The following is a 23,103-nucleotide window of genomic DNA, read 5'->3' on the forward strand; positions in this document are numbered from 1 at the left end:
ATTCACCTAACAACTGTTACGGAACATGGTGCGTAATGAACAACACGATCAGAAACGCTACCCATTATGAATCTTCCGAGAATTCCATGGCCACGACTTCCAATCACGATCAAATCTGCTTTTTCTTTTTCAGCAAGTTTGCATATTTCTTCAGCAGGATACCCTTCTAAAATCACACGTTCCCATTTTACAGAAGTTTCATCCAAAATCGGATGGATTTTTTCAAATCTTTGTTCAGAGATCCATTTGACTCGATCTTTTCCAGCAGGAGCCGCATCATAATATCCAGGAAGCGGGCCAAAATCTTCAATCACTTCGACGACGAAACATTTTGCATTACTTGCTTTTGCAATTGCCAAACCAAATTCTAATGCTCTCGCTGAACTTGGTGAACCATCAATCGGGATGATCAGTTTTTGAATCAATTTTTCCATATAAAAAGTCTACCACCTTAAACGATTTGTGAAAGTGAAATTCCTTTGATAATTGTCAAAACCAGAAAAAGATCTTCCGATTTTCCAAAGCCGAAGAGAGAAGTATGGTTTTTGGTGGGATTATTTTTTCCCACCTTCATCTTCTTTTGTTAAATAATATGCAATGAGGATGGGGAGTGTTGTCACAAGAATGACAAAAACTGCAACAACATTGGTGACAGGTCTCTGCCTCGGACGAATAAACTCTGTTAACATCCAAATTGGCACAGTGGATTGTTGGCCCGCAGTGAATGTTGTGACAATCACTTCATCAAATGACAAAGCAAAAGACAACATACCACCAGCTAACAAGGCAGTGGCGATATTTGGCAAAATCACAAAGCGAAATGTTTGCCAAGGGTTGGCACCCAAATCCATAGATGCTTCCACCATGGAATGAGAACTTCTGCGAAGTCTTGCGAGTACATTATTATAAACGGTTACAATACAAAATGTAGCATGGGCAATCACAATGGTCCAAGTGCTAAAAGGAATCCCAAAAAGAGACATGGCGGAACGAAGTGAAATTCCTGTCACAATTCCAGGTAACGCGATCGGCAAAATCACAAGAAAGGAAATCACCTCCCTTCCAAAAAATTTGCTACGATACACTGCAAGACATGCTAAGGTTCCAAGAATGATGGCCATAACAGTTGAAATGGTTGCCACTTGAGAAGACAAAATGATGGCTTCCCAAATATCATTTCTTTCCCAAGCCACTCCAAACCACTTGAGAGTGAATCCTGGCAACGGGAATTGAAATGTTTTTTCATCAGTAGAAAAAGCATACATGATGATGATAAAGATGGGGATATGGATGAACAAAAACCCAAGGATGGTTGCTACCTTTAATCCGATTGTACCTAAATTCCACTTAGAGAGCATCAAAAGCTCCTAATCGTTTTGCGATCATAAGGTAAATCATCATAATGACAATAGGTATGACAGAAAAAGCTGCCGCCAAAGGGATGTTACCTGCTGTACCTTGGTGTGTGTACACCGCCATCCCAATAAAATAACTGGAGTTTCCAATGATGGTAGGGATGATATAATCACCGAGCGTAAGCGAGAAGGTAAAAATCGAACCTGCTACCACTCCCGGAAACGCGAGTGGCAACACCACTTTTCGAAATGTTTGAGAAGGCCCACCACCCAAATCGGATGATGCCTCGAGTAAGGATTTAGGAATTCGTTCTAAAGAGGCTTGGATGGGAAGGATCATATACGGTAGCCAAATATAAACAAAAACAAGAAACATTCCAATATAAGAAAAAGACAAAGAAGTTCCTCCAATCACAGGAATGGATAGGATCACATCAAGAAGATGCAAAAGTCCAAGTTCTTCTAAACACCAAGTGAGAATTCCTTCTTTTGCCATAATCAGTTTCCAAGAATAAACTTTCACAAGGTAACTTGACCAAAGTGGTAACATCACTCCCAAATATAAAATGGGTTTTAATTTGGGACCAGCATACATCGCCATATAATAAGCAATCGGAAACGCAATGATGGCGCTCACAATGGTAACTGTAAAAGCCATGGTTGTGGTACGAATGATGATATCCCAATTGGTACTTTGGCGAAACAGATCATAATAGGATTCTAAAGTAAATTCTCGTTTGATGACTCCAGAGAAAGAATCAATTGAGAAAAAACTTTGGATGAGGAGAGTGAAAAGCGAACCCAAATACACAACCCCAAGCCAAATAAGAAGTGGTGCGAGTAATAAAAAAATCGCAAGACCCTTACGATAAAAAAGAAATGTAAAAAACTTATCGAGAGTGTTTGTCATTTACAAATCCTTAAAGCAAATGCATGTCAGAGTCTTTCCAACCCACGAGCACTTCCGAACCAACTGCTATATGTTCTGCCGAGATTTTTAAGTTTTGCGTGGAAGCAATGATACGAGATCCACTCGGAGTTTCAAAATGCATTTTAGAAGTGGCACCTGAGTACACTTGGCTTTTGAGAATTGCCTTAAAGGTTCGGTATCCTGTGGAGTGATTGTCTTCTTTCGCATTCGCAAATACATGGACTCGTTCGGGACGAATCATTCCTTTCCCATTTTGACCTGTGAGTCTTTTGGTTTCTTCTAAAGATAGGATGTTGGATGTTCCCACAAAGTTGGCAACAAATTCTGTTTTTGGCCGATCATACAATTCTTCTGGTGTAGCAATTTGCTCCACCTTACCTTTGTTAAAGACTGCAATTCGATCCGACATCGATAGTGCTTCTTCTTGGTCGTGAGTGACAAAGATAAAAGTAATACCCACTTCCTTTTGGATGGCCTTCAGTTCCAATTGCATCTCTTCTCGAAGTTTTAGATCCAAAGCACCAAGTGGTTCATCGAGAAGTAAAACTCCGGGACGGTTGATAAGAGCTCTTGCGAGGGCAATCCTTTGCCTTTGTCCACCAGATAATTCAGAGGGTTTACGATTGCCCACATCAGGCAAACGAACCATCGAAAGCATCTCCGCCACTCTTTGGCCTATTTCTTTTGTGGGAGTTTTTTTAATTTTTAATCCATACCCAACATTTTCCGCAACTGTCATATGTGGGAATAATGCATAGTCCTGGAAGACGGTATTCACATTTCTTTTGTAAGGCGGAATGCCAGTGACATCAACACCTTCCAAAAGAACCCTTCCTGAAGTCGTATCCTGAAACCCTGCCACCATACGAAGGCAGGTAGTTTTTCCCGACCCGGAAGGGCCTAACATCGAAAAGAATTCACCTTTTCTAATCCCGAAGGAGACATCATCCACCGCTATAAATTGGTCGAATTTCCTTGTTACATTTTGAAATTCAACATCGTAAACTTGGTCCATTCCCTCTCCTTCAGTCTTCTATGATGTTAGGATCTTATTTACTTCCAATAATGGAAATATAGTCTTCAGCCCATTTTTTATAAGGCACACATTTTCTTCCACCGGAACAATCTTCTTTTGGAGTTCTCCAGAAAGAGATTTTTTCAAAGTTATTGAATCCGTTGATGGCACAACCTGTATCACCAAGAAGGGCATTCCCTTTACAAGCAGAAGGAACAGAAGGAACTGATCCAAACCAAGAAGCAAGATCACCTTGTACTTTTGCAGAAAGTGAATGTTCTAACCATTTGTAAGCACAGTTTACGTGTTTGGAATCTTTATGAAGCATGGTGCTATCTGCCCAACCGGTTGCACCTTCTTTCGGAACAATAGAAGCTACTGGTTGTTTTTCACCAACAAGTAAGTTTACTTGGAATGGCCATGTAGAAGAAGCAACTAGTCCTTCTTTTTTAAAGTCATCCACTTGGACCATTGCGTCATGCCAATACTTTGGAACGAGTTGTCTTTGTTTTTTTAATAATTCGATGACAGCAGCATATTGTTTTTCATCCAATTCGTAAGGATCTTGGATTCCAAGTTCTGGTTTTGCTTGTTTTAAATACAAAGCAGCATCGGCAATGTAGATGGGACCATCAAACGCTTGTACACGACCTTTGTTTGATTTTCCATCAGCCAATACTTGTTCTTCAAAAACAACATTCCAACTGGTTGGAGCTTTTTTGAAAACTTTAGTGTTGTACATAAGAACGTTTGGACCCCATTGGTAAGGAACTCCGTAATGTTTTCCTTCCACTGTATGCCAAGGAGCATTTTGCAAACGAGAGTCTACGTTTTTCCAACTAGGGATAAGGTCTGTATTGATTTCTTGAACCTTTCCACCAGCAACCAATCGTAACGATGCATCACCAGATGCAGTGACAAGATCAAATCCACCTTCATTCATGAGTGCTACCATCTCATCAGATGTAGCGGCAGTTTTTACATTTACTTTACAGCCAGAACTTTTTTCAAATTCAGTGACCCAGTCATATCCTTTGTCTGTTTCACCACGTTCAATGTACCCCGGCCAAGCAACGATGGAAACTTCTCCTTCGCCTTGTCCGATTTCGGAAACCTTTGTTTCTTTTTTGCCGCAGGCAACCGCAAATGCGATTGAGAGAACTGCTACAGAAAAAATCACTCGTTTGTATGAATCGAATTTCATAAACCTATGTGCTCCTGGTTTTACTTATGTCAGGAATTAGATACCAACAATTCAAAATTAAGCAACCACTTCCTAGGTTTTCAAAAAAAAGGTAGGAATTTTTCTGCGGTGGGATTTCGATGAAAGCACAGGTTTCGTATGAAATACATCAAAGACAAAGACCTTTTTCGACAAGAAAACTTCATTGGTGGGGTATGGTGCCCCGCAGAAAACAAAAAAGAAATTTTAGTACATAACCCCGCAAACGGTGAAGTCATCGGAAACATTCCGCATTCCACAGAAAAAGATGCAGTAATCGCCATCCAATCAGCAAAGAAAGCACTCTCTGATTGGAAATCACGACCAGCCAAAGAAAGAGCCGGAATTTTACGCAAATGGTTCCAACTCATGATGGACAATCAGGAAGATCTTGCTCTCATCATGACTCAAGAACAAGGGAAGCCGCTAACAGAAGCTAGGGGAGAAATCGCTTATGCTGCCTCTTACATCGAATGGTTTGGAGAAGAAGCAAAACGCTCCTACGGTGATATCATTCCATCTCACAGAAAAGATACAAGAATCCTTGTTTTAAAAGAACCGATTGGTGTGGTGGGAACCATCACACCTTGGAATTTTCCGGCAGCCATGCTTGCAAGAAAAGTAGCCCCAGCACTCGCAGCAGGTTGCACTGTCGTTTCGAAACCGGCCGAACTCACACCCTACTCTGCTTTAGCAATGGCAGTACTCGCAGAACGAGCGGGAATTCCGAAAGGCGTCTGGAATGTGTTAGTGGGTGACCCAATTGCAATCGGAAAAGCCATTTTAGACAGCAAAGAGGTTCGAAAACTCAGTTTCACTGGCTCTACAAAAACCGGGATTTATTTAATGGAAAAGTCAGCTGCCACATTAAAAAAACTCTCACTCGAGTTAGGTGGGAATGCACCCTTTATTGTTTTTGACGATGCCGATATGGATGAGGCTGTGAAAGGTGCCATGCTTTCTAAATATAGAAATACAGGACAAACTTGTGTTTGTGTGAATCGTTTTCTTGTCCAAACATCTGTCGCTGAAGTGTTTGCAAAAAAATTGGCCGACAAAGCCAAGGAACTAGTGGTTGCCAATGGAATGGAACCGAACGCACAACAAGGTCCTCTCATTAATGATGCGGCATTGGAGAAAGTAAAATCTCATATTTCCGATGCGGTTTCGAAAGGAGCAAAAATTCTAACGGGTGGAAAAGAACATACCCTCGGAGGTAATTTTTTTGAACCTACCGTGCTTTATCCTGTAAACTCTTCCATGGTTGTCACAAAAGAAGAAACCTTTGGTCCGGTTTCTTGTATCCAAACCTTCCAAACCGAAGAAGAAGCCATCCATTTGGCCAATGACACTGACTTTGGACTCGCTTCCTATTTATATACAAAAGATATGGCTCGCATTTTTAGAGTCGCCGAACAACTCGAATACGGAATGGTGGGAATTAACGAAGGACTCATTTCTTCAGAACAAGTTCCTTTCGGCGGTGTCAAATTCTCTGGAATGGGACGCGAAGGTTCTAAATACGGACTCGATGATTATACAGTAACCAAATATCTCTGCCTCGGAGGAATCACATGACGGGCAATCAAAAACAAACCAACCAAACTCTATGGGAAAGAAGACTTGCAAACGTTCCCAGAGGTGTTACAACCGCCTACCCAGTGTTTGCCGAAAAAGCAAAAAATGCAGAGATTTGGGATATCGAAGGTAAACGGTTTATTGACTTCGGTGGTGGAATTGGTGTCCAAAACACAGGTCACTGCCATCCAAAAGTAGTAGCTGCCATCCACAAACAAGTGGACCAAGTGCTTCACACTGCCTTTCAAATTATGCCTTATGAACCTTATATCGTTCTTGCAGAAAAACTAAATGCAAAAGCACCCATTGAAGGAGGAGCCAAAACCATCCTTTTTTCTTCTGGTGCAGAAGCTTTAGAAAATGCAGTGAAAATTGCAAGAGCTGCGACGGGACGACCAGGGATCATTAGTTTTCTTGGTGGATTTCATGGAAGAACCATGATGGCTCTTGCCCTCACAGGAAAAGTAGTTCCTTATAAAAAAGGTTTTGGACCTTTTGCAAGCGATGTATATCACATACCATTTCCTATGGAATACCATGGTGTGACAGAAGATGATTCTATCAAAGCCCTAAACAATTTGTTCAAAGCAGACATTGATCCTTCTCGAGTGGCTGCCATCGCCATCGAACCCGTGCAAGGTGAAGGTGGGTTTTATATAGCATCTCCAAGTTTTCTAAAAAAACTAAGAGCCATTTGTGATGAACATGGAATCCTTCTCATTGCTGATGAAGTACAATCAGGATTTGCAAGAACAGGAAAACTTTTTGCGATCGAACATTCGGGAATCAAACCAGATCTTATCACGACTGCAAAATCACTGGCAGCAGGAATGCCTCTTTCTGCCGTGATTGGAAAAACTTCCATTATGGATGCAGTAGAACCAGGCGGACTCGGCGGAACTTATGCAGGAAACCCAGTGGCTTGTGCGGCAGGGATTGCTGTGATGGATCTCATCGAAGAAGAAGGGATTTTAGAGAAGTCGGTCAAACTCGGAAAACTATTAGTAAACGAGCTAAACGAAATCAAAAAAACCTACCCTCATATTGGCGAAATACGCGGGTTAGGTGCTATGGTTGCATTTGAACTTGTAGAAAATGGAGACGCAAACAAACCCTCTGCCGATTTAGCAAAAAAACTAACGACCAAAGCCTTAGAACATGGACTTGTTTTACTTTCTTGTGGTGTGTATGGAAACGTCATTAGAATTCTTGTTCCGATTACCGCAGAAGAGTCCATTGTCAAAGAGGGCTTAAGTATCATAACAAAATCACTAAAGGAAATCTAAAACTTACATGAAAGAATATAAACTTTGGATTGATGGAAAGTGGACAAACACAAATGGCGGGAAACTCATGGACATCGAAGATCCTGCCACTGGAAAAAAGATTGCGAAAGTAATTGATGCCAGTGTCGCCGATGTAGACAAAGCAGCGAAGGCAGCACACAAAGCTTTTTATGATGGAAGATGGTCTGGACTCACTCCTGGGGAACGTTCCAAAGCCATTTGGAAACTCGCAGATCTATTAGAAGAAAAAACCAAAGAATTTGCAAAAGCAGAATCTCTCAACGCAGGAAAACCTTATAAAAACTTAAGCCTTGCCGGAGACATTCCTTTTGCAGTCGATAACATTCGTTTTTTTGCAACGGCAGCTCGTGATGTACATGGAAGCCGGGCTAACGAGTACCAACCGGGATATACATCTATTTTACGCCGAGAACCAGTTGGTGTGGTGGGCCAAATTGCTCCTTGGAACTATCCTCTGCTTATGGCAGTATGGAAGTTTGGACCTGCCCTTGCTGCAGGTTGCACCGTCATTTTAAAACCAGCACCGGGAACGCCCATCACCTCTCTTATGTTAGCTGAGCTAACCAAAAAAGCGGGAATTCCAGATGGAGTGATCAATATTGTAACTGGTGGAAATGCCACAGGCCAAGCCATTGTCGACCATCCACTTGTCAGAATGGTTTCTCTTACCGGATCCACTGGAACGGGAAAAAACATTATGAAGTCGGCTTCGGATTCCTTAAAACGAGTGCATTTAGAACTCGGAGGAAAAGCGCCACTGCTTGTGTTTGATGATGTGGATGTAAATCTTTTTGCCGCCAAAGCGACATTTGGTGCCACTTGTAATTCAGGACAAGACTGCACGGCCGCCACAAGAATCATTGTTCCGAAAGCCTTACAGAAAAAAATCACCGATGCGGTTGTGGATGCAATGAAAGCCGTTCAAGTGGGTGATCCCTTTAATGATAAAACAGAAATGGGCCCTCTTATTTCTGCCATCCACCGCGAACGAGTTTTGGGATTTATGAACAGAGCCAAAAAACAAGGGGCAAAAATCCTCACCGGTGGTACCATTCCTAAGGGCCTCGACAAAGGATACTTTTTTGCGCCTACTGTTGTCACAGATGTCAAACAAAACTACGATGTCGTGCAGAATGAAATTTTTGGACCGGTTCTTACCATCCAAACTTACGACAAAGAAGAAGAAGGGATTAAACTTGCAAATGATGTCAACTATGGACTAGCATCTTCCATCTGGACAAAGGATGTAGCGCGCGCTATGCGGGTGGCAAAAAAACTAGAATTTGGAACCGTTTGGGTGAATGATCATCTTCCGCTTGCTTCCGAAACTCCGCATGGTGGCTTCAAACAATCTGGATTTGGAAAAGACTTATCTATCGAATCTGTGGGTGATTATTTGATCACCAAACATGTGATGGTGGGTGGGGTTTAAGATTCTTAAAAACAAATAGAAATGGTCGGATGTCTAAGGGTTTATGGCATCTCAAAAGAATCCGATTGTTTCTATTTTCCAATGGTTAGCACCAAGATTCCATCTCTTTGATGATTTAGACAAACCAGGCACCATCGAGTCTATCCAAAAAGGTGCTGAGTTAAAAGGATCCAACCTCTGGACTCTGATCTTTGCCATTTTTATCGCAAGTATCGGACTCAATGTCAATTCCACTGCCGTCATCATCGGTGCTATGCTTGTCTCTCCTCTGATGGGTCCAATAGTAGGGATTGGATTTGCCGCCGCCACAAACGACTTTGAAAACTTAAAAAAATTCCTTCGCACATTGGCTCTTGCTACACTCGCTAGTATCGCTACTTCGTTTGTATATTTTTCCTTATCACCGATTAACGAAGCACAGTCGGAACTACTCGCAAGAACCTCACCTACCATTTACGATGCACTGATCGCCATCTTTGGTGGGGCCACAGGAATCATTGCCAATACGAGAAAAGAAAAAGGAACTGCCATTGCCGGTGTTGCCATTGCCACTGCCCTTATGCCTCCCTTGTGTACTGCAGGTTATGGGCTTTCCCAAGGGAACTGGTCTTATTTTTTTGGTGCTACTTATCTTTATCTCATCAATTCCATCTTCATAGCCATCACAACTTTTATTTTTGTACGGTATATGGAATTTCCAAAAGTCAGTTGGGGTTTGTACAAAGATAAAGAACGAAAAGTAAAAATTTATTTAGGATTATTTACCCTCATCCTCCTCATTCCATCTATCTTCACTGCCTATCAAATTGTCAGGACATCTTACTTTAAAGGCAAAGCAGAAGAGTTCATTCGAAATGAAATTTTGATCGATAACCGACGAGTTTTGGAAAAGGGAATCAAATACGAGAAAAATCCTAGTATCGAACTTACCATCATTGGCCCCAAAATTAATGAGACCCAAGAAAAAGAATTACAAAACAAATTAAAATACTACAACCTAACCAATACAAAACTGATCTTACACCAAGACCTATCCACAACAAATTTAGATAATTTAAAATACGAAATCCTTTCTGAAATTTATAAATCGAATTTTAACTCGGATCAAAATAACACTGAGATGATTGCAAAAGAGATCCAAATTTTTTTTCCGAATCTAGTCTCAGTCAGTTTTACGAAAACAAAAAAGTTTGATATGAACCAAAATGCTTACGTGGATTCAAATCTCTTTGACTCTGAATGGAAAAAACTTCCATCGGCAAAAGAAAAAACGCAACTTGAAAAGTTTCTACACCTAAGAACTGGGGAAATTCAAATTGAATTGATTATGAGAGAAGTTCACTAATATCAAAATCGTTTCTAAACGATTCATAGATTTTTTAATAAAAATTTTCTGTTTCTGTTTTAGTAATAAAAATCTAAACTAAAGCAGCTTGTTTTAAAAAATCTTTAAAAGTGTCGATGTCTTTTGTGAAAAACACTGGCTTCGGTGCCTTTGTATCTTTCAAAAGAAATACAATCCCTTGGTTGTGGAGAACTACTTGTTCTAATTCTTCGGGAGTATAAGTATAAGTCACATTTCCAGAATGGAACAAAAACTTCCCATTTTCTTCACGTAATGTCCCTGAACCAATTCGTTTAAAGTTCTTTAGCCCATCTTCCAAAGCATCAATATCAGATGACTCTTCACCAAACGTTAGTTTACCGGAATAATCCAAAAACAGAGTCCCTTCAATCTGAAACCGACTTTCTTTCAGAGCCTGTGGTTCCTCTTCCAAATTCCCATCTTCTGTTGGAAGTAAAACTTCTGATTTTTGCACCACGGAAGGTGTGATCTCTTCAGGTAAAGAATACGAAAGATGTCTATCGTCAGAAATGGCCCGTTCCCTACGAATCCGTTCATCCAATTGTGGGGAAACGGGAGGGTTTTGTGGCATTCGGTAGGAGCCGGAATTTTGGGGTTTTCGTTGTGGGTAGGCCGCAGGTTTGGATTTTTGCGGGGATAAGGCTACGTATAAAAAACATAGAACACCCACAAGGATCATAGCAAAGGCCGCAAACAACATACTACCTATATTATCTTGCCAAACGACGATTCCCTTGATTACATTTTTTCTTTACAAGGGTTTCGGAAACGGAAACCTTTCCTTTATGTTCGAAGAAGAACCCTCTACCCTCAAAGAAAAAATCTATCGCGCCATCATTGCTCTCTTTTTATTCATTTTGGTCGGAACCCTGATCATTACCTTTTTGCCTGGGGACGCCGAACAAAGTCTTGTGGGTGCCATCACAGGCCAAAATTCCACCAAAGCAGGAACCATTGCGGGGAGAAGCATTCCCGTGGATTATTTCAATGCTGCCAAACGGGATTGTTACTACCGCTACCAACAATATGGTAGAGAAACGGCCCAAAACCCGGAACTTCTCAATTCCTGTGCTTTTTCTACAGTCAAAGAAATCTACATTGCCAATGACATTGCTACCGCTGTCGGTTTCCAAGTTTCGGAAATCAGCATCAAACGTGAGATGTCCAAACAAGCAAGAGAGGTTCACAAGGAATCCGTTTCCCAAGCGGGGTATGGGGAAGAAGACTCTCGCTCCCTAACAGAAATCTACCAACAAATCTACCGTTCGGCACCCATGAACTACCGTATCGATTCTGCTACAGGATACGCTCTGTACCCTAACTTTTTGGACCAACCGTTCTCTCCAACAGAAAACGAAGCCGAGTTAGAAGATGAAGCCAAACGGGCAAAAATTTCTTTCCGCATTGTCGCCATCTCCGAGGTCAATCTTCTGAATGCTGTGGAAGCAAAAATCAATATTTCTGACGAAGAACTAAACAAAGAATACGAAAAAGAAAAAAAAGATGGGTCTCTTGCTAAGGATGCTTCCGGAAATTTCGTCAGTTTTGAATCAAGGAAACCCCTCTTACTTTCCAAAATGAAATTTGATCGCAAAAGAAAAGAAGTAGAACTATGGAAAGGTCGCATTGCAACAAAAGTATCCGAGCCAAATGCTTTGGAAGCCATTGCAGCGGAGACCCTCCAACCCATAGAGACAGTGTCCAATGTCGCCTTGTCTGATCTCAAACTGGTTACTTCCAATCGTGGCAATAGCTACCGTTTGGCGAACTCTGCAAAATTTTGGGAAACTCTCGCAAACGATCCATTTAGCAAAAAAACAGTAGTGGGTCCATTCTCAGATAACGACAAACAAGTTTATGTGGAATTTGGAGCCTTAACTTACGGACAAACCACAGCCAAAAAACCGGCGGACCAAGCTGCAGATTTTCTGAAACAAAGGCAACTTCTTAGCTTTTTTCTTGAAATAAACCAGTCCTTAGCAGCAGAATACAACGTAGAGAAAAAAGGCCTTCTCTCTTTAGAATAAATGCAAATTAAAGCCGACTTCATCAACCCGTTCCTGGAAGCAGCCACCATCGTTTTTCGCGATGTCCTCCAACAGGATCTCATCCGAGGAAAAATCGGAATCAAAGATTCACCTGCGCCCAGCCATGAAATTGCAATCATCATCGGTGTGGTGGGATCTTTTAGTGGTGAAGTGGTTTATAGTATGAACCTCGATGCTGCCTACAAAGTGTCTCGCAAACTGGTTCCAGGCCTTTCAGATGAAGATGTAAAAAACGAATACAAAGATATCCTCGGTGAGATTGCCAACATGACCACTGGTAATGCGATGAACATTTTTACCTCTGCAGGCCAATCGGTAGAAATCACAACTCCTAACATCCAAGAGACAAACAACACTTCGGTTCGGTTTAACAAAAAACCTACTCTCTCCATTAACTTATATTCTAAGTTTGGGCGAATTGAAGTAAACGTCGCAATCGCTTAAAAGTATATTTTTAAATCGAAGAACCTAAAACCCGGAGTCTCTCTCGGGTTTCTTTTCTAAAATCATAACCTGGTATAGGAGTTTTCCCCTCCACTCCATTCATATAGAGTTGGTAGTATTTTAAAGAACGTTCCAAATCCCTTTCATCCCAACTACTCTCATAAATTTTCCCTAAGTAATATTGTGCCGGAAGATATTCTGCTGATTCTTTAAAATTTTTGATGATATTCGCCAATTGATGGGCTGCTGGACGAAATTCTTTTTTGCGAATGAGAAGGATGGCAACCGCATAATGCGATCTAGGTGTGAGCTCTGGGTGTTTCGGAAACTCTGTGATCAGTTTTAAATATTCTTTGTACGCCTTTTCTTCCGATTCTGGATTTCCAATTCGATCCAAAGAACGTGCCAACTCAAATTGTGTTTTGATTTTGAGATCAGCATCTTCTTGTTTTTCCACAAGTCCTGCGGAATCTTTGTCCTTCCCATCTAAACCATACAAATTTGTATTCTCAACTCGAGATAATTTTGCCGCATCTCCTTCTTTTCCATAAGACTCGGCAAACTCGGATTCGGCGGACTTCTTTTGGCCTCTTGCCAAATATGCCTTCCCTTTTTGAAAGGAAGCCCCGGAAGGATCGATCACTTCCTTCTTTTTTTTCTTTTTCTCAGCAGGTTTTGCATTGGCAGTCACTGCTGTTTGGCTCTCTTGAGTTGCGACTTTGGATGATCCTGGCTCCAATTGACTATTTTGATTGGGAAGAGTGTTTTGGGATTTTGAATGAGTGCCGGGACCAGAGTTTACCATCGAAGTAGTGTTCTCTGGATTCTTTGTATTCTTTTCCGTTGTTTCATTACCTCCTTCGTTTGTCCAAGTTTCTGGAAATGGCAAAAACAATTCTGTCGTTTGAGCGTAAAACCCAGGAGAAATGTTTAAGAACGAAAAACAAAAAACGAGACAAGTTAGGAAAAGAAACTTACGAAACAAAAAGAATTCCTTCATCGTAAATTTTTTGGAATTCGTTCTAAACTTCTAGGTTTTCCAAAACCTTCACTGGATTCGGGAGGTTTGGGCAATTTTAAAGTTTCCAAATTTTTCTCTTCGTTTTTGACCTTCACTTTTTTTTCTAAGTCAGACACTCGCTCCAACATTTTTTGCATCCGAAGTTCTGAATCGGAATCTGAATCAGATCCGGACTTTGTATCTTCTTTGGGAGTTACAGGTTGGATATCAATGGGTGCTGGAATCAACCCATCACCTGACGGAGTGTAGATGGGAGGAACCGAAGTATCTTCTGCTTTACGGTTTCTAAAGTCATATTCCTTTCCCAAAAAATCTTGTTCTTCAGGAATTGTATCATGTGTGTATCCGTTGGATTCTCTTTCACTGATAAAATCAAATTGCATCCGACGGTTGGATTCATATTTTAAATCTTCGGGATCGGACATTCGAACATCTTTTCGTTTCCGATTGTAATCCCTTTCAATCTCCAAAAGAAACAAACTTCTGGTATCCTGTGCAAGTTGCATCCCTTGGGGTTTTGCATTTTCCCAACCATTGGTCCAACCCACATAAATTGCCATGATGAGAAAAAATACAAAAAGTGAGATGGCAATTTTTTTGAGTAAGTCTTGGACCTGGGAAGGAATTTTGTCTACGAGTCCATCGACAGCACCCATCATTTTCTGGGTGTCTACATTGACTTTGGGTATATTGATATTTTTAATGTCCACTGGTTACTCTTCCGAAATTTTAAAGACTACCCTTCGGTTTGTCCCACGACCTTCTTCGGTCTGATTGTCCGCTAACGGCACTGTTGGGCCAAATCCTACCACAGCAATCCGCGTTTCTTCTATTTTATGTTTAGACTTCAAATAATTAGCAACCGAATTTGCTCTTTCCAAAGATAACTTTTGGTTGGCCGATTTGGTTCCGACATTGTCCGTATGCCCTTCGATAAGAATCTTCAAATTGGCGGCTTTTCGTAAAATTCCTGCCAATCTGTCTAGTTCTGGCTCTGATTCTTTGGTGAGTTCAGCAGACCGGAAAGCAAAGAACAAATTGTTCATCACAATTTGATTTCCTTTTTTCAATTTGGGTAGAACCAGTAGGACAGTTTTTTCTTTGTCCTCTTTTTCCTTTCCCACCAAATTCAGGTTTTGTGAGACAGGAAGGTATCCTTCCTTTTCACCATAAAATCCATAGTTTTCTTCATAAGGAAGAATGATGCTAAATTCACCCGTCCCCGGATCACTCACAGTGGAACCAATGGATTTTTTTCTAGTTAAAGATTCATATTGTACAAAAGCCGATAGTGGTTTTCCTTCTTCATCCACCACTTTTCCTTTAATTACCACAACAGGTTCTGGTTGGAAATGATTGGGGATGGCTGCCATATACAAGTCCCCTTCCCGGGAAACGTAAGCCCAATTCCCAACCGCAGGGATACTTAAAAAATTAACACCTCTTAGGTTAGGAGATAATTCCTGTGGTTCTGACCATGAAGTCCAAGAATCATTTTGTCTTCTTGTGATAAAAATAGAGATCCCTTCTTTTCTTCCAGAGGAAGAGAAGTATAAGGTTTTGTCATCGGGAGCAAGGAAAGGTGCCATCTCCTCCTCACCTGTATTGATCGTATTTCCTAAATTAATTCCTTCTTCAAAAACACCAGAATCATTTTGTAAACTGACATATAAATCTAACTTACCAAAATTTTTCTTTTGTTGGGCCGAATAAAGCAAAGTTCTGCCACTCGAAGCCAAAGCAGAACCACCAAATACTTGTTGGTTGGGATTGTCTGCCTTTCTGTACCAATTGTAAAAACTTGGAAAGTTTATAGGAGAGGGCATTGACCAACCCGATTCCGTTTTACGAGTTTTATACAGAGGAGCACGGTTTTGAATTTTATCCGTTCTTTCCTTATATTCTGTTTCTAACTTTGTCAGAACAATATGAAATTCTTTAGGATTTTGTGCTTCTCTAGATGCAATTTGAGATTTATACATCATCTCGCGTTTTAGGTTGTCGAGCATCTCTTCTTCGCCAAAGTTCCCGAATACAAAAAGTTCGTTCCCACCGGGAAGAGCCGAAATCACAGCAGATGGAAATTTATTATTGAGTGGAGTGGGAAGTTGTTCTCCTTGCATCCAAAAACCGTATTGGTCTCGTTTGGCGGCCCAAATTTTTTGGGTGGATCTTCCCCCTTCGCGAACAAGGGCCGTCCAAAACAAAATTTTTCCATCAGGAGTGCACTGCGGATTAAAAGAAAAAAGGCCCTGAGTTACATAACGTGGGATTTTTTTTAAACTCCAATCAGGAGTTTTGCCCGTTTCAAACGGTTCCATTTCATATCGAATGGGATTACAAGTTTCACCTTGTACATCGCATAACATCCGTATCTTTTTCCCGGCCAAATAAGCCAACTCTTCTTGTAAAACCCCTGTTTGGACTCGGAATACTTGTTTGTCTGTGCGAAGGAGATGGCCGGTATTTAAGAGGTCCCCCTCCAAAACCTGGATTCCATTTTTTACACTTTGTGAGCTAATGAGCCCATTCCCAAAAAGAAGGAGAATGATGATGAGAATCCGTGCCATACCATACGAAATGTCGGTTGAAACCTCCGATTCCCTTAGAAAATTGACCTATGATCCAAGCTAGCGGCATTACAGTCTCCTTCGGGAAAAAACCTCTTTTCGAAAACGTCTCCATTAAATTCAAACCGGAATGCCGTTACGGTCTGATCGGAGCCAATGGTTCCGGAAAATCGACTTTTATGAAGGTTTTAGCGGGTATTTTACAGCCCACAGCCGGTTCTGTGGTGGTAGACAAGGACAAAAAGGTCGGATACCTCAAACAAGACCACTACGAATACGAAAATGAGACAGTTCTTGGCACCGTCCTACGGGGAAATCCGGAACTTTGGAACGTCATGGTGGAACGTGATGCCATCTACTCCAAAGAAGAGATGACCGATGAGGACGGAATGCGAATCTCCGAAATCGAGGAAATATTTGCCGATATGGGGGGTTATGAAGCGGAATCCGTGGCGGGAGAACTTTTGGAAGGCCTAGGAATCCCTACCTCAGCCCACAACCGCCCTTTAAATTTTCTCACAGGTGGCTTTAAACTTCGAGTCCTTCTCGCCCAAGTATTATTTTTAAAACCAGATGTTCTGCTTCTGGATGAACCAACCAACCACTTGGATATCAAAACCATCCACTGGTTGGAAGAACTTCTAATCAATTACGAAGGTGTGGTCATTGTGATCTCCCACGACCGTCACTTCATTAACTCCGTTGCCACTCATATTGCCGATTTGGATTATAATACCATTCGAATGTTTCCAGGTAACTACGATGACTTTATGATTGCGGCAGAACAGACTCGCGAACAACTCATGAGTGATAGTAAACGTGCTAAAGAAAAAATTGCCGACTTACAAGAGTTTGTTTCCAGATTCTCTGCAAACGCTAGTAAATCAAAACAAGCCACTTCTCGCCAAAAAATGATCGAAAAGATCAAAGGAGAAATGGTGGATGTAAAACCATCTTCCAGAGTTGCTCCTTACATTCGTTTCAAAGCAAAACGAACACTAGGAAAAGATGTATTCGAAGCAATCAACATCTCCAAATCTTATGATGAAAAACCCGTAATCAAAGAGTTTAGCACTTCCATCACAAAAGGGGAAAAGGTCGGGATTGTTGGAACCAACGGTGTTGGTAAAACAACACTGCTCAAAATGTTATTAAAAAAATTAGAACCAGATTCAGGTCAGGTAAAATGGGGAGATTCTGTCGAAACTTCCTTTTTTCCACAAGACCACCGTGAGGCGATGGAACCAGATGCTGACACTCTCGTGGAATGGTTGTTACGTAACTCTCCTCAAGGAACCGAAGTACAAGAAATTCGTGCGATCCTCGGAAGAATGCTTTTTTCTGGAGATATGGCAAACAAATCCACTACGGTTCTTTCTGGGGGAGAAAAATCAAGGATGATCATTGGTAAAATGATTCTTGCCGGAGACAATGTCATTGCTCTGGACGAACCCACCAACCACTTGGATTTAGAAACCATTGAAGCACTCAACTACGCCTTATCGTTGTTTGAAGGAACAGTGATTTTAGTTTCTCACGATAGGGAGTTTATTTCTTCCCTCTGTACAAGAATCATCGAAGTAACACCTGAAGGGATCAAAGACTTCAAAGGAACATACGAAGAATTTTTGGAGAGAGAAGGAAACGATTTCTACAAACGCCTGACTGGTGGTGCGGTAATCACAACTTAAAATTGTTTTTGCAGGGAAAGGTTAATCGACTGGATTTCTTTCCCTGCCATTAGCTCCGTCACCAAACTAAAACTCCCCAAACTAAAATTTAAACCCAAACTTCCGTATCCAAATCCAGACCGATGGTTATGTCTTGTGGCAAGCTTAATTGCTATGGCACTGGGTGTAGAACCAAAGTCATCAGGATTTTCTCTTGTAGAAATGGCAGCAAATCTAGTGGCTTGGATTGCCGTATAACCATGATTATATACAATACCGATTCCTGGAATGATTGATAAAAAACCAATTGTATAATTATACTTTATATCCAAAGAACCCGAAACGATTCTCGACTGATAAAACAAATCGTTTTGACCAATCCACCGACGTTTGTCTCCATCAATTCTAAATTGAGTGGGCCTTCTGTCATAAGAACTCAAATAAAGATCTTGGTTTGTTTGGAAAACTCCGATTCCAAACGAAAATCCAGAATCAACAGGGAAATATCTAAAAACAGCCCCATAATTAAAAACCCGACCCCGAACGTCTGTATTTCTGATTTTTACAAAAGGAATATTGGCTTCACCAAATTCATAAGGGAAAAAATGTGTTGTTAAATTCCATCGTTTGGCAAAATCCCCATTCAACCATTCACCTAAATTCACCGTAAAACTTAAGGAAGGTGATGCAGCAACTCCCTTCTTCGGAAGAGTTCGGAGTTCAGAATTTTCGTAATAAAAATCTCGAGCCTTTTCTTGGCCTTGAGACACTGTATACCCAAGTCCCAACCGGTATCGATCTACCTTGGAGCCACCCGACTGGTTAGAATTTAAATTTTGTAAAACTGCGTTATCCCCCATGGAACGAAGAAACCCATTGGTATAAATTCGATCAAAGACTGGTTCTGCAAAATTTCCTAATAATTGGTATTCGCTTGGGATATTTGCACATTCTCCCCCTAAACAGAGAACTTGGGCCTCAATAGGATTTCCAATCGCAACAAGGATCGTAAAAATAAAAGTGGATAGGGAAAATAAAAATCTCATAATACCAAGAGGATTTTGTTAGATACATACTCTAACTTTTGTTATTTTAGATTAGATAACCAATTTAAAAAAAGTTCCATTGCTTTTTTGCGATGGGAAACAGTATTTTTTTCCGATTCAGGAACCTGGGAAAACCGTTTTCCAAAAGGAGGATAGAAAAAAATCGGATCGTAACCAAATCCAAATTTACCTTCTTCGTCATAATCGGAACAAATCAGACCATCCACTCGTCCTTCAAAAGAAACTGCATGAGTTCCATCTACATAACTCACCACGCAACTATAAAAAGCATCACGGCTTTTATTCTCACCTAACTTTTGTAAAAGAAAAAGTGCACGTTCTTTATCGGTTAGACCTGGACCACCATATCTTGCTGAATACACACCGGGTTCACCACCGAGAGCTGGTACAGATATTCCCGAATCATCGGCAAAAGAAGGAAGGCCTGTCAATCGATAGAGTTCTTTTGATTTGATAAAGGAGTTTCCTGTGAATGAACTTTCCGTTTCTTCTGGAGAAAAGGAAATTCCTAAATCTTTGGGAAGGACCACTTCATACCCATAAGGCGAAAGTAACATTTGCATTTCCTTCCACTTGTGTAAACTTCCGGATGCAAATGCTAAAGTTTTTTTTGTCAGTGGGAATCTTCCTCGTCGAGTTGGAATCCTTCCATTGCAGAAGATAAATCAGGAAAAATTTCGAACACTTTATCGAGCATTGTGATTTCAAAAAGTTGGATCAAATCTTCATCCACAACAATCACCTTAATATCACCATTCATCGGCTTTAACTTACGTTTGGTTGCGACAAATATACCTAAAGCAGTTGAACAAATATGATGAACTTTAGTTAAATCCAGAATGATTTTTTTAACAGAGCTTTGCGTAAGTTTTGAAAGTTCTTTTTCAATTTCATCGGAATCAACCTTGAGGATGGCCCCAGAAAACTTAATAATCCTTATGTCATCCTTGACTTGAACATCCATTCGATTCAATCACCCCCACTTAACAGTAAAACAACGCAAGACACCTTTCTGACGCCGGACTGTTTGTACAGCCGTGCAATTTCATTGATTGTGGCACCTGTCGTAAATATATCATCTACGATTAGAACATGAAGTCCTTCCATGATTCTATCACTTTTTGTGAATTGGAACGCCTTTTTTGCATGAAAAAAACGCTTCTCAAACCCTAACGAAGATTGTTTGTCCGCTGAAACCTTACGCAAACTAGTATCTTCCCTGATTTTCCAAAGTTTTTTCCATTTGCCGAGGAGAGCATAAGAAGCGTGATACGGTCTTGGACCCGACTTGGGAGAGGAAGGAACTAAGGCCAGTAAATCGGGAAGGTCCCCAAAAAATTGTCGAGCAAGGGATCTATGTCCCAAACAAAAAAATTCTGCGAGTTGCCTTTCGTTTTCAAATTTTAAGGACTGGAAAAGGTTTCTTTCAAAATCGTTTCGAATTTGCAGGTAGAAGACTTGGTCATAAAAGATAAACCGGTCCGCCGGAGGTTTGACCTGCCTTTGGTTCCTATTCTCTTTTTGCGGGGAATAGTTTCGTTTTGTACATGATCTGCATACAGCAGTGATCTCCGAAAAAAAATCGGAGCGACCACAACTCACACAAAATTTAGGGAAAAAAAAGGATAAAAAGCGAACCCCTCTCATAATGAAAGGGGTTCCTTTCCGCAGACTTGCGGTTCTATTTTTTTTTGGTAAAACTACTTAGCAGGTGTTGCTGCTGGAGTTTGTGTTTCTACCTTAGGAGCTTCTGTTGATTTTTGGATCGTAGAAGTTGGAGGTGTAAGATCGACAGTGAGTTTTACTTCCACTACATCCGATTGGTTGCCTACATTATCTACTGCCATTGCTTTGATCACATGGTCACCTTGTGTTTCGATTGCAATTGCTTCTACGTAAGGTTTGTATTCTTCTTCATCAACTTTTACTAGAACTTTTTTGATACCAGATTCTTTGTCAGTTGCATTTACATAGAATACGTTTCCTTTTCTTTGGAAGTTTTTTCCATTGATGTCAACCAATGGGAAAGAAGGAACGATTTCAACAGTTGGTTTTACATCATCCACAGTAATGATGAGAGAAGATTCTGGAGAAGAATTTCCCGACTTATCAGTTGCGGAATATTTCACTATGTTTGCACCGCTATTTTCCAATTTGATTGGATCAGCGTAAGATTTTGCAGCTTCTTGGTTGATGCTGAATTGGATTTTTTCAACACCTGTTTGTTGGTCTTCTGCTACCAAAGTATAAGTGTTATTTTTGGAAGCGAAAGGAACTCCATCTAAAACGAAAAACTGTTCTTGTGGCACTAAGCTCACTCTTGGAGCTGTGTTATCAACATGAACCACTAGAATTTTTGGAGTCTCAGCATTTCCAACTTTGTCTACAGAACGGTAATAAATTTCGGTCAAACCTTCTTCAGCAATACGAATTGGTTGTGTGAACTTTCTATATTCGCCGTTTTTTGGTTTCCACTCAATAAAATCGATTGTGGATGATTCGTCTTTTGCATCTAATGAAAAAGTGGTTTTACTTGTAATGAAAAGAGCGGCCGCATCAGAAGTAGAAGCTCCCGATTCTTTTTTGTCACCCAATATGTCTTTTACAGTCGTCTCAGCTTTATCAACACCGTCTTTGGCTTGAGTAGAAGTGGACTCTGTTTTTTTGATTGCCTGGTCTTTTGTGGAAGTAGTGGCTTTTGGTGCAGCAACTTGTGCTGTGATTTGGCCTGCGAAAGAAATTGTCAGTATGGCCAAAAGATATTTGTGCGCCTGCATTTGTATAAGTCTCCTTTTTACAGATAAAACATATATATCCCCCTTCTAAGGAATTATTGTCAACATGATTGCACTGATAAACTTAAGGAAACTTACACTTTTTCTTTTCTTCTTTGGAATCGTTCCGATTCAGGCTGAGGCAGGGATTTGGCGGGAAATCCTTCTCGAAAATTTTGAATTATCCAATTACAATCAGGAAAACCTGCGTACAAAGTTGGAAAAGGGAACCAAACTTCCGGAAATCACCCTTTCCAGCAATTTCACTGCTCCCATCCCAGGTTCCAAACAAGCACTCGTACTACGAATTCCCAAGGATGCCAATTTTCCTTTTTCTTTATACTTTCCAAAACCAATTGAAGTGAATGCTTTCATCAAAGAAATCACCATCCCCATTTATTCATCACAATCCAATGGGAACCTAACACTAATCATAGGATCGCAAGATGCTGAAGTGAGACAACTGAATCTGACCTCACTCAATTATCGAGGTTGGAAATTCATTACGGTTTCGATTTCAAAAAATTTTGATCAAAACGATAGAGTTTTTCTACAAAAGAGTTCGATACGAATTCTTGGATTCTTTTATTTGCCTTATGAAAATAATGATCCCAACCAAGAGGTCCTCATTGCCATCGATGACATAACTGCGATTGTGCGAGATAAATATAGACCCCTTCGTAACAAAGAAATCCTTCTCGAAGATTGAAATTTCGCGCCCTCGGATCGCTTCTTTCTGTAAAAAACTCTTTTCTTCACAACCTCATGACCGAACCTGATCCTAAATGGAAATGGAACTGTCCCTAGAACAATACGAAACCCTGCTCAAGTTAGTGTATATGGGAGATTGGGTCATTTCCACCTTGCAAGCCAAGGATCGTTCGGAAGATGAACCGGATACGGACTCTCGTTTTGCCGATGTGGTCCGTCATGTTTTTGCCCAAGCAGACCACGCTGGTCTTGGCAATATTGTGCAAATTGATCAGAACAACGGTGAGCCATATTTGACCAGAGAATTCGAGGAAGAAAGTGGGCTCGTTGACATTCTGGAAGATTATGAAGATGAAGTATTTTGGCAGGCCCTCATCGAAAGACTCGCACACAGGGATTTCCTCCGTCACTACGGAGAGACTGCCATCTCCCAAATGGCAATCGAAGAACGAATCGAAAAAGAAACGCCCTTCCACGACAAATGGGCCCAAGAGTTTCACGAAAACGGACTCGAAAATCTAAAAATCTAAATCTCCCGTCTCGCTTATTTCCCGTAATCTAAATCAAAACTATAAAGCACCTAACATCTGCC

At 40.8% G+C, this 23,103-nt stretch carries 23 protein-coding genes; 9 read left to right on the forward strand and 14 right to left on the reverse strand.

What is annotated here, in order from left to right:
* Positions 1–2: 2 nt before the first annotated feature.
* From EHQ47_RS12630 to EHQ47_RS12650, 5 genes are all read right to left on the reverse strand, one after another.
* Entirely contained in the window at positions 3–434 is a 432-nt protein-coding gene (locus EHQ47_RS12630; protein ID WP_004785377.1) for a universal stress protein, read from the reverse strand.
* A gap of 120 nt (positions 435–554) precedes the next feature.
* Positions 555–1,358, reverse strand: coding sequence for an ABC transporter permease (locus EHQ47_RS12635; protein ID WP_135694069.1), 804 nt, complete (start codon positions 1,356–1,358; stop codon positions 555–557).
* A complete protein-coding gene (locus tag EHQ47_RS12640) occupies positions 1,348–2,265 on the reverse strand; it encodes an ABC transporter permease (protein ID WP_135694068.1) in 918 nt (305 codons plus the stop codon). Before EHQ47_RS12640 ends, EHQ47_RS12635 begins: the two co-directional genes overlap by 11 nt.
* A gap of 10 nt (positions 2,266–2,275) precedes the next feature.
* Complete coding sequence (locus EHQ47_RS12645; protein WP_135746730.1) at positions 2,276–3,301, reverse strand: ABC transporter ATP-binding protein; 1,026 nt, start codon at positions 3,299–3,301, stop codon at positions 2,276–2,278.
* A gap of 34 nt (positions 3,302–3,335) precedes the next feature.
* Positions 3,336–4,505 (reverse strand): ABC transporter substrate-binding protein, encoded by a 1,170-nt coding sequence (locus tag EHQ47_RS12650; protein WP_135746729.1) that lies wholly within the window; start codon positions 4,503–4,505, stop codon positions 3,336–3,338.
* Between the two features lie 138 nt (positions 4,506–4,643).
* On the opposite strand from EHQ47_RS12650, the gene EHQ47_RS12655 reads away from it, so the two are divergent.
* From EHQ47_RS12655 to EHQ47_RS12670, 4 genes are read left to right on the forward strand one after another with little or no spacing between them, the layout of a single operon-like run.
* Positions 4,644–6,101, forward strand: coding sequence for an NAD-dependent succinate-semialdehyde dehydrogenase (locus tag EHQ47_RS12655; RefSeq protein ID WP_135777292.1), 1,458 nt, complete (start codon positions 4,644–4,646; stop codon positions 6,099–6,101).
* Positions 6,098–7,387 carry a 4-aminobutyrate--2-oxoglutarate transaminase gene (gene gabT, locus EHQ47_RS12660; RefSeq protein WP_135746727.1) on the forward strand — a complete coding sequence of 430 codons (1,290 nt, stop codon included), beginning with the start codon at positions 6,098–6,100 and terminating at the stop codon, positions 7,385–7,387. Before EHQ47_RS12655 ends, gabT begins: the two co-directional genes overlap by 4 nt.
* A gap of 7 nt (positions 7,388–7,394) precedes the next feature.
* Entirely contained in the window at positions 7,395–8,840 is a 1,446-nt protein-coding gene (locus EHQ47_RS12665) for a gamma-aminobutyraldehyde dehydrogenase (RefSeq protein ID WP_135746726.1), read from the forward strand.
* 43 nt (positions 8,841–8,883) lie between these two features.
* Positions 8,884–10,185, forward strand: a complete 1,302-nt coding sequence (locus tag EHQ47_RS12670) for a DUF389 domain-containing protein (protein WP_135746725.1) — start codon at positions 8,884–8,886, stop codon at positions 10,183–10,185.
* A 73-nt stretch (positions 10,186–10,258) separates the two neighbouring features.
* Here the strand turns inward: EHQ47_RS12670 and EHQ47_RS12675 are convergent, their stop codons facing one another.
* Positions 10,259–10,906 carry an LIC_11490 family protein gene (locus EHQ47_RS12675; protein WP_135777293.1) on the reverse strand — a complete coding sequence of 216 codons (648 nt, stop codon included), beginning with the start codon at positions 10,904–10,906 and terminating at the stop codon, positions 10,259–10,261.
* Between the two features lie 85 nt (positions 10,907–10,991).
* On the opposite strand from EHQ47_RS12675, the gene EHQ47_RS12680 reads away from it, so the two are divergent.
* Both EHQ47_RS12680 and EHQ47_RS12685 read left to right on the forward strand, forming a co-directional pair.
* On the forward strand, positions 10,992–12,233 hold the full coding sequence (locus EHQ47_RS12680) for a hypothetical protein (protein ID WP_135746723.1): 1,242 nt from the start codon (positions 10,992–10,994) through the stop codon (positions 12,231–12,233).
* Positions 12,234–12,698 (forward strand): chemotaxis protein CheX, encoded by a 465-nt coding sequence (locus EHQ47_RS12685; protein WP_002974575.1) that lies wholly within the window; start codon positions 12,234–12,236, stop codon positions 12,696–12,698.
* Between the two features lie 10 nt (positions 12,699–12,708).
* On the opposite strand, the gene EHQ47_RS12690 is transcribed toward EHQ47_RS12685, so the two are convergent.
* From EHQ47_RS12690 to EHQ47_RS12700, 3 genes are read right to left on the reverse strand one after another with little or no spacing between them, the layout of a single operon-like run.
* On the reverse strand, positions 12,709–13,683 hold the full coding sequence (locus EHQ47_RS12690) for a tetratricopeptide repeat protein (protein ID WP_135777294.1): 975 nt from the start codon (positions 13,681–13,683) through the stop codon (positions 12,709–12,711).
* Between the two features lie 11 nt (positions 13,684–13,694).
* On the reverse strand, positions 13,695–14,429 hold the full coding sequence (locus EHQ47_RS12695) for an LIC_11485 family protein (RefSeq protein ID WP_135746721.1): 735 nt from the start codon (positions 14,427–14,429) through the stop codon (positions 13,695–13,697).
* Between the two features lie 3 nt (positions 14,430–14,432).
* A complete protein-coding gene (locus tag EHQ47_RS12700) occupies positions 14,433–16,289 on the reverse strand; it encodes an OmpA family protein (RefSeq protein WP_135746720.1) in 1,857 nt (618 codons plus the stop codon).
* 50 nt (positions 16,290–16,339) lie between these two features.
* Here EHQ47_RS12700 and abc-f point away from each other — a divergent pair, with 50 nt between their 5' ends.
* Positions 16,340–17,980 carry a ribosomal protection-like ABC-F family protein gene (abc-f, locus tag EHQ47_RS12705; protein ID WP_135746719.1) on the forward strand — a complete coding sequence of 547 codons (1,641 nt, stop codon included), beginning with the start codon at positions 16,340–16,342 and terminating at the stop codon, positions 17,978–17,980.
* On the opposite strand, the gene EHQ47_RS12710 is transcribed toward abc-f, so the two are convergent.
* Genes EHQ47_RS12710 through ompL47 form a run of 5 tightly spaced genes read right to left on the reverse strand, consistent with a single transcriptional unit; the run spans position 17,977 to position 21,803 of the window.
* Positions 17,977–19,005 (reverse strand): Lsa36 family surface (lipo)protein, encoded by a 1,029-nt coding sequence (locus EHQ47_RS12710; RefSeq protein ID WP_135746718.1) that lies wholly within the window; start codon positions 19,003–19,005, stop codon positions 17,977–17,979. The two genes, abc-f and EHQ47_RS12710, sit on opposite strands and share 4 nt — an antisense overlap.
* A 41-nt stretch (positions 19,006–19,046) precedes the next feature.
* Positions 19,047–19,643 (reverse strand): RdgB/HAM1 family non-canonical purine NTP pyrophosphatase, encoded by a 597-nt coding sequence (gene rdgB / locus EHQ47_RS12715; RefSeq protein WP_135746717.1) that lies wholly within the window; start codon positions 19,641–19,643, stop codon positions 19,047–19,049.
* A complete protein-coding gene (locus EHQ47_RS12720) occupies positions 19,640–19,990 on the reverse strand; it encodes an STAS domain-containing protein (RefSeq protein ID WP_004785977.1) in 351 nt (116 codons plus the stop codon). The genes rdgB and EHQ47_RS12720 overlap by 4 nt, the downstream gene beginning before the upstream one ends.
* Positions 19,991–19,995: 5 nt before the next feature.
* The gene (locus tag EHQ47_RS12725; RefSeq protein WP_135777295.1) at positions 19,996–20,673 is read right to left on the reverse strand and encodes a ComF family protein; all 678 of its coding nucleotides are present in this window, start codon (positions 20,671–20,673) and stop codon (positions 19,996–19,998) included.
* A 53-nt stretch (positions 20,674–20,726) separates the two neighbouring features.
* The gene (ompL47, locus tag EHQ47_RS12730; RefSeq protein WP_135746715.1) at positions 20,727–21,803 is read right to left on the reverse strand and encodes a multi-beta-barrel domain surface protein OmpL47; all 1,077 of its coding nucleotides are present in this window, start codon (positions 21,801–21,803) and stop codon (positions 20,727–20,729) included.
* Between the two features lie 64 nt (positions 21,804–21,867).
* On the opposite strand from ompL47, the gene EHQ47_RS12735 reads away from it, so the two are divergent.
* Both EHQ47_RS12735 and EHQ47_RS12740 read left to right on the forward strand, forming a co-directional pair.
* Positions 21,868–22,509, forward strand: a complete 642-nt coding sequence (locus tag EHQ47_RS12735; RefSeq protein ID WP_135746714.1) for a flagellar assembly protein FlaA — start codon at positions 21,868–21,870, stop codon at positions 22,507–22,509.
* 82 nt (positions 22,510–22,591) lie between these two features.
* Positions 22,592–23,041 carry a hypothetical protein gene (locus EHQ47_RS12740; protein ID WP_231292532.1) on the forward strand — a complete coding sequence of 150 codons (450 nt, stop codon included), beginning with the start codon at positions 22,592–22,594 and terminating at the stop codon, positions 23,039–23,041.
* Positions 23,042–23,103: the final 62 nt, after the last annotated feature.

Origin of the sequence: Leptospira bourretii (assembly GCF_004770145.1) — a bacterium.
GTDB lineage: Bacteria > Spirochaetota > Leptospiria > Leptospirales > Leptospiraceae > Leptospira_A > Leptospira_A bourretii.

What these genes read in the sequence shown, in the direction of transcription:
- EHQ47_RS12630 (WP_004785377.1), bottom strand. Translation starts at nt 434, where the DNA reads ATGGAAAAATTGATTCAAAAACTGATCATCCCGATTGATGGTTCACCA.
- EHQ47_RS12635 (WP_135694069.1), bottom strand. Translation starts at nt 1,358, where the DNA reads ATGCTCTCTAAGTGGAATTTAGGTACAATCGGATTAAAGGTAGCAACC.
- EHQ47_RS12640 (WP_135694068.1), bottom strand. Translation starts at nt 2,265, where the DNA reads ATGACAAACACTCTCGATAAGTTTTTTACATTTCTTTTTTATCGTAAG.
- EHQ47_RS12645 (WP_135746730.1), bottom strand. Translation starts at nt 3,301, where the DNA reads ATGGACCAAGTTTACGATGTTGAATTTCAAAATGTAACAAGGAAATTC.
- EHQ47_RS12650 (WP_135746729.1), bottom strand. Translation starts at nt 4,505, where the DNA reads ATGAAATTCGATTCATACAAACGAGTGATTTTTTCTGTAGCAGTTCTC.
- EHQ47_RS12655 (WP_135777292.1), top strand. Translation starts at nt 4,644, where the DNA reads ATGAAATACATCAAAGACAAAGACCTTTTTCGACAAGAAAACTTCATT.
- gabT (WP_135746727.1), top strand. Translation starts at nt 6,098, where the DNA reads ATGACGGGCAATCAAAAACAAACCAACCAAACTCTATGGGAAAGAAGA.
- EHQ47_RS12665 (WP_135746726.1), top strand. Translation starts at nt 7,395, where the DNA reads ATGAAAGAATATAAACTTTGGATTGATGGAAAGTGGACAAACACAAAT.
- EHQ47_RS12670 (WP_135746725.1), top strand. Translation starts at nt 8,884, where the DNA reads ATGGCATCTCAAAAGAATCCGATTGTTTCTATTTTCCAATGGTTAGCA.
- EHQ47_RS12675 (WP_135777293.1), bottom strand. Translation starts at nt 10,906, where the DNA reads ATGTTGTTTGCGGCCTTTGCTATGATCCTTGTGGGTGTTCTATGTTTT.
- EHQ47_RS12680 (WP_135746723.1), top strand. Translation starts at nt 10,992, where the DNA reads ATGTTCGAAGAAGAACCCTCTACCCTCAAAGAAAAAATCTATCGCGCC.
- EHQ47_RS12685 (WP_002974575.1), top strand. Translation starts at nt 12,234, where the DNA reads ATGCAAATTAAAGCCGACTTCATCAACCCGTTCCTGGAAGCAGCCACC.
- EHQ47_RS12700 (WP_135746720.1), bottom strand. Translation starts at nt 16,289, where the DNA reads ATGGCACGGATTCTCATCATCATTCTCCTTCTTTTTGGGAATGGGCTC.
- abc-f (WP_135746719.1), top strand. Translation starts at nt 16,340, where the DNA reads ATGATCCAAGCTAGCGGCATTACAGTCTCCTTCGGGAAAAAACCTCTT.
- EHQ47_RS12710 (WP_135746718.1), bottom strand. Translation starts at nt 19,005, where the DNA reads ATGAGATTTTTATTTTCCCTATCCACTTTTATTTTTACGATCCTTGTT.
- EHQ47_RS12720 (WP_004785977.1), bottom strand. Translation starts at nt 19,990, where the DNA reads ATGGATGTTCAAGTCAAGGATGACATAAGGATTATTAAGTTTTCTGGG.
- EHQ47_RS12725 (WP_135777295.1), bottom strand. Translation starts at nt 20,673, where the DNA reads ATGAGAGGGGTTCGCTTTTTATCCTTTTTTTTCCCTAAATTTTGTGTG.
- ompL47 (WP_135746715.1), bottom strand. Translation starts at nt 21,803, where the DNA reads ATGCAGGCGCACAAATATCTTTTGGCCATACTGACAATTTCTTTCGCA.
- EHQ47_RS12735 (WP_135746714.1), top strand. Translation starts at nt 21,868, where the DNA reads ATGATTGCACTGATAAACTTAAGGAAACTTACACTTTTTCTTTTCTTC.
- EHQ47_RS12740 (WP_231292532.1), top strand. Translation starts at nt 22,592, where the DNA reads ATGGAACTGTCCCTAGAACAATACGAAACCCTGCTCAAGTTAGTGTAT.